Below are 5,907 nucleotides of genomic sequence, written 5' to 3'. Positions count from 1 at the left end.
TTTTGGCATTGGGCCCTCGGCGCTGACGGAGGCCATGGGCATGCTCAACCACCATTTCGCAGCAGCCGCCTGATCGGCGCAGAGCGACAGCCTACCTCTGACTGCCGCCAATCTTTGCAACAGAGCCAACGGGGGTTCCCTTCTCGCCCTTGCGTACCTGGGCACCTACGGCCGCCGCCTGCTTGTAGGTCATCCAGCGCGCATCACTGCGCCCCTGGGCCATCAAGTGAATGGCGTTGATACCCTTGTAACGCTTGCCTGTAGTCGGGTTCATTGGCAGGTAAGCATTCGGCTCGCCCGGATTCCAGGGCTTTTGCCACGGTGCAGTGCCCGCCTTGAGCTGTTCAATCAGCTTTTCGGCCACCACTTCATGAAACGGCTTTTTCGGCTCCATAGTGTTGTCCTTCCTGAGTAGTTCATTGATTTCAGGGAATGTCTGCTGCGTTCTGGTGCGATCATGCAGGCCCTGGGCGACCATGCAGGCGATATTGCTGAGGTCTGCTGCCTGCATGACGCGGGTTCGTTCGATACACGTTTCCAGCAATGCACGCTGGCCACGGTCGGCCACCTGGGGGTCATTGATGTGGTGACGTGGGGCGATACCTTCGCAGTGCAGCGCAAAGACTTCTTCGGCGCGAACATCCAGCGAGCGGTCGCCATAGTGCCGATCTACGCTTTCCCAAAGGGGTTTGATGCCAGGCTCGTTACGGGCGGCCACCAAGCCATCCAACAAGGCCCTCTTCTCTTCCGGGGCAAAGGTATTTGCCCCGTAATGACCAACAACCTCATGCCGCAAGGTCAACAGCAGATCGCGGGTGTCGCGCATATTTTCCAGGGGAATGTCGATCCGCCCTCGGTAATTGCGGCCGTTATGGGGCGTCTCCTTCGGGACGTAACCGCCTTTCATGCTCGCAGGAACTTCATCTGCACGACTGCCATACAGTTCGGTCGTGTTTTGCCGGAATCTGTAAGCGAGCTCCAGCGCCCCTGGATAGTCGCGGACAAACCGTAGCGTCAGGTCTTGAGCATCAGCCTTGCTTAACCCCGCTCCCCCGTAAGTTGCGCCCTCTTCGGCTACGCCGTCGCGGTACATGATTGAGTTTGCGATGGGCCTGCCCTTTTCCGCCCGACTTTCCCCTGTCTTGGCGTTAAGCACATCAAGCGGCCGCACCCCGGCTTTATCGAGGGCTGCGGCGATATTGCCCCCCGCATCATCCGCATGCACCAGGACGTGATCCAGCTCGCCGCCGTGGATAAGAATCGCAGCGGCGGAGTTGCTTTCGCTAATGGCCCGATAAATCGCACGCAACTGGCCCGTATGCCGTAGCGGGCCTTCAATCATTGGTTGAGAAATTGGCGCCCACCCAATTACTTGATTCCTGGTGTTAAGCAGCAATATCCCTGGGTTCTCTTCCTGCTTGTAATAGGCAGCGCCTGCCAGACGAGCGGCGCCTGGGCTTTCGATAGTGATGTTTGTTGGCTCCCCCTCTTGCTCGCGCTCAATCGCCGGAACGGTCACCGTTGCTCCGCTCGCGGGAATAGGGCCTGTATAGCCGTCAATATCACTGAACTGCCCCTGCCCTACTGCAATCAGGCCACGCGGCTCAATACCACTTCCCTCGAAAACGTCTGAAAGGACACCACTTAAATGTTTGTCGGCATTGGAAAGCGAAGACAAGCCAGACGGGTGATTATGGGAAAACCAGATATTTGCAGCGCCCGGCACCCGTACAGCCTCGGCAACTAACGTCGAGGGATAAACACTGGCGCTATCAATACTTCCCTTAAACCCACCTACAACAGCCAGCGGCCTCCCGTCCTTATCCGTCACAATCCCATCCAATCGCTCAACAGCCGAACGATAAAGGTACTGCGTGGCTTGCGCGAGGTCGGCAGTGCTATGGATTCGATCCGCCGCCAGGGTTCGATTTACTTCCGATCCGATGATGGTTCGGACGTGGTATTTGCCCGGGGGGCTTGGGGTGTCACCCGGTATGGTGGGGCTGGACTGTACGTTCCCTGATAGTCCGGCCTGTCCGGGTTTGGTTGCCCGAGATTTTCTTTCGGGAGGGGGTACCGGGTTTCCGAATAGGTCTTTTTCATATCCACCTCTCATGCCTTAGTCCTCTGCTTTTTGATCCCGCCGCGCAATGGCATCAGCCACTGTCTCACCCTCGCGCAAGCCGAAAAGCTCTCGGGTGTTGGTAAGGGTCGGCATTGGAGGCAAATCACCACTCGGGCCGTCATCGTCCAGGAACGCGGGTTCAAGTGCCGCGTCCAGGTCGGCCAAGTCGTCGCCGCTCTCGGCGGCGTCTTGCTCGGTCAATGCGTCCTCGATGAAGGCCCCTGCCCGCTCGGCCTCGTCCGGGTCGAACTCGGCTTGATAGCCCGGCGTCAGCGCGTCGGCCAGCTTATCGCTGATCGCATCGCCAGCCGGCACCAGGTCGGCCATGTTGTCGTTGGTTTCGTGGTTCATGGTTTCGTTACTCATGGTCATAGCTCCTTGTTGGAAAAACTCGGTTTACTCGGATGCGGGTTCGTTACGGCCCTTGCTGTAGTCGGGCCGCCCCTTGATGTCGGGATAGGTCTGTTTGCAGGTCGGGTAATTGCTGCATCCCCACCAGAAATGCCCTTTCTTCTTGCTCGGCCGGCGGGACAAGCCAGCACCGCATGCCATGCACTTGTGCAGACTGGAAACAGGGGTTGCCTCTTTGCCGCCGGCAATGCTCACGGCTCCATCGTTGGCCTTCGCCACCTGGTCACGAATGAAAGCCTCTTGCTTCGCAATGAAGGCTCCCAGCTCGGCGCTACCCTGCTCGATGCTTTTCAACATGCGTTCATAAAGCGCGGTGAGAACCGGGCTTTTCACAACTTCGGGCAGGGCGGCAATCATGCTGCGGCCCAGCGTCGTGCTAACGATGTGCTTGCCCTTCACCTCCAGGAACTCGCGGCGTTTCAGTTCGGAAATGATGGAAGCGCGGGTTGCAGAAGTGCCGATGCCGTCGCCGTCGCGCAGCAGCTTCTTGTGCTCCGAGTCAGTCACATATTTGTGAATGTTCTCCATTGCGCGAATAAGCGTGCCTTCGGTGAACCGGGCCGGCGGCTTCGTCTTGGCGTCCTTCCTGGTGGCTTGCGCGCAAGTCACGGAATCATTCCGCTTCATGGCCGGCAAGCGTTGGTTGCCCCCTTCTTCCGCGTCCTTCTCGTCGTCCTCGTCGGCCGTTTCGTACACGTCACGCCAGCCGTTCTTGGTAACAACCTTGCCGCTCGCCGCGAAGGTTTCGCCCTCGATGTTCGCCGCAACAGTGGTGTGCATGTATTCATGCACCGGGTAGAACTGCGCGATGTATGCCCGAACAATCAGGCCGTAAATGTTGCGCTCTTTATCGTTCAAGCCGGCCGTGCTGCCTTTGTGCATGGTCGGAATGATTCCGTGGTGAGCCGTTATCTTCTTGTCGTTCCAGGTCGGGGATTTGATGAGCGGATCGCCGCCGTCGATGATCGCGGCCAGCTCGGGGTTCACCTGGCGGACAGCTTCCAGGACGCGGGGCGCGTCCGCGTGTTGGGACTCCGGGAGATAGGCGCAGTCGGTTCGAGGGTAAGAGGTCAGCTTGTGCGTTTCATAGAGCGATTGGCAGGCATTCAGCACGTCCTCGGCGCTGTATCCGAAGCGTGAAGAGGCCAAGGCGGTAATGTCTGACAGGGCAAAGGCCAGCGGTTGATTCTGCTTCTTGGCTTCTTGCTTGTACTCGGCCAGCTCGCCGGCCTTGCCTGTGACTTTCTCCACGATGGCATTGGCGACGGCGGTATCAACAAGACGGCCTTCAGGATCGAGGCCCGCTTGATCCTCCTTTGCCTTCCATCCAGCCATGAAGGAACCGCCGGCATGCTGAATTTCAGCTCGGATCGTGTGATAGGGCACCGGCTTGAACCCCTCAATGTCCTTATCACGGCCGACTACCAGGGCGAGTGTAGGCGTTTGCACTCGGCCCACGGTCAGCAGTGCCCGAGAGCCGCCCCGTTGGGCGCGCAGGGTGTAAGCCCTGGATAGGTTCATGCCTATCAGCCAGTCGGCCCGCTGCCGTCCGCGTGCAGCGTCCGACCACCCCCGATAGTCAGCGTTGTTCTTGAGGGCATCCAGGCCCCGACGAACAGAAACGGAATCCTGTGCAGAAACCCAAAAACGCCGAACTGGCTTGCTGTAGCGGAAATGCTCCAAAACCTCATCAACCAGTAGGCAGCCTTCCCGGTCTGGGTCGCCAGCATTCACGACTTCGTTGGATTCTTTGAGCAGCTTCCCGATGATGTTGAGTTGTTTCTTGGCGTCATCCTTGGGTTTGAGAATCCAGGTATCAGGAATGATAGGTAGCTCATCGACTCGCCACACCTTGCGCCCACTCGGCCCACGCGGAACGTCATCAGGGGTGTATTCGTCAGGGTCGGCCTGCTCCAGCATGTGACCGAAGCACCACGTCACCTTTGAGGTGAGCCCTCTGTAGTGGTCCAGTCGTTGTGGGACTCTGTTGCCCGAGTGTTCGGGCAGGAAGAATCAGCGACGAGATGACATCGAACAAGCGCCGACGGCACACCCCGGATCAGATCATCCGCAAGCTCGCCGAGGGCAACAAGCTCCTGGGGACCGGCCAGGAACTCGCCGAGGTGTGCCGGCACCTGGAGATCACCGAGTCGACCTGGCATCGCTGGGTGGCCCAGTACGGCGGCATGAAGGCCAACGAGGCCAAACGTCTCAAGGAGCTCGAGGCGGAGAACGCCCGTCTGAAGAAGCTGGTTGCCAATCAGGCCCTCGACATCGACATGCTCAAGGAGATCTCGTCGGGAAACTTCTGACCCCGAACCGCAAGCGCAGCGCCGTCATCGCGCTGCGTGAGCGGTTCGGGGTCTCTGAGCGCCGCGCCTGCTCGGTCGTCGGGCTGCACCGCTCCACGATGCGGCTGACACCGGCACCGGTCACGACGGAGGAGACCGAGCTCCGTGCGTGGCTGCGCCGGTTTTCCACCGACCGGCCGCGCTGGGGGTGGCGCCGAGCCGCCAAGATGGCCCGTCGAGCCGGCTGGAAGGCCAACAACAAGCGCATCCGCCGCCTGTGGCGTGAGGAGGGCCTGCGGGTGCCTCAGCGGCGCCGCAAGAAGCGGCTGACCGGGATTGGTGTCGCCGTGGGGGCGATGTCGCCGATCCGCCCGAATGCGATCTGGGCGATGGACTTTCAGTTCGACACCACCGCTGATGGTCGCACGCTGAAGATGCTCAACGTGATCGACGAGTTCACCCGCGAAGCACTCGCGATCGAGGTGGGTCGCAGCATCGATGCCGATGGGGTCGTGGCTGTGCTGGATCGGCTCGCGCTCATCCATGGGGCGCCGCACTATGTGCGTTTCGACAACGGGCCTGAGTTCGTGGCTCACGCGGTGCGTGATTGGTGTCGATTCAACAGTGCCGGTTCACTTTTCATCGATCCTGGGTCGCCGTGGCAGAACGCCTGGATCGAATCGTTCAACGGTCGCCTGCGTGACGAACTGCTCAACCTGTGGCGCTTCGATTCGCTACTGGAAGCCCGGGTGATCATTGAGGACTGGCGCTGCGATTACAACGCCAACCGGCCCCACTCTGCCCACGGTGACCGCACCCCAGCCGAGTTTGCCCTACAGTGGGCCGCGACCCATCAACCGAAAGTCGCATAGCGACTGGACCACCAAACGGGTCCCCCTCACCTTGTCCGAACCACATTCAATGAATCCATCACCCTTGCCGGTAGTTCCCAGGGCTCTGTTGCAAAGATTGGCGGCAGTCAGAGGTAGGCTGTCGCTCTGCGCCGATCAGGCGGCTGCTGCGAAATGGTGGTTGAGCATGCCCATGGCCTCCGTCAGCGCCGAGGGCCCAATGCCAAAA

At 59.9% G+C, this 5,907-nt stretch carries 4 protein-coding genes; 1 reads left to right on the top strand and 3 read right to left on the bottom strand.

Going from position 1 to position 5,907, the window contains the following annotated elements; translation table 11 throughout:
* Positions 1–91: 91 nt before the first annotated feature.
* Genes ACTWP6_RS29690 through ACTWP6_RS29680 form a run of 3 tightly spaced genes read right to left on the bottom strand, consistent with a single transcriptional unit; the run spans position 92 to position 4,456 of the window.
* Entirely contained in the window at positions 92–2,116 is a 2,025-nt protein-coding gene (locus ACTWP6_RS29690; RefSeq protein WP_443189576.1) for an ArdC-like ssDNA-binding domain-containing protein, read from the bottom strand.
* 3 nt (positions 2,117–2,119) lie between these two features.
* On the bottom strand, positions 2,120–2,491 hold the full coding sequence (locus ACTWP6_RS29685; protein WP_443189575.1) for a hypothetical protein: 372 nt from the start codon (positions 2,489–2,491) through the stop codon (positions 2,120–2,122).
* A 30-nt stretch (positions 2,492–2,521) separates the two neighbouring features.
* Complete coding sequence (locus tag ACTWP6_RS29680; protein WP_443189574.1) at positions 2,522–4,456, bottom strand: DNA topoisomerase 3; 1,935 nt, start codon at positions 4,454–4,456, stop codon at positions 2,522–2,524.
* 104 nt (positions 4,457–4,560) lie between these two features.
* Here ACTWP6_RS29680 and ACTWP6_RS29675 point away from each other — a divergent pair.
* A protein-coding gene (locus tag ACTWP6_RS29675) for an IS3 family transposase (RefSeq protein WP_443189573.1) occupies positions 4,561–5,699 on the top strand; the annotation gives its coding sequence in 2 pieces (ribosomal slippage) (positions 4,561–4,831 and positions 4,831–5,699; 1,140 coding nt in all).
* Positions 5,700–5,907 lie beyond the last annotated feature (208 nt).

It is taken from the genome of Mycobacterium sp. 4D054, from assembly GCF_052245755.1.
Classification (GTDB): domain Bacteria; phylum Actinomycetota; class Actinomycetes; order Mycobacteriales; family Mycobacteriaceae; genus Mycobacterium.
The sequence above is the reverse complement of the archived record's forward strand: the minus strand, read 5'-3'. Positions and strand labels throughout refer to the sequence as shown.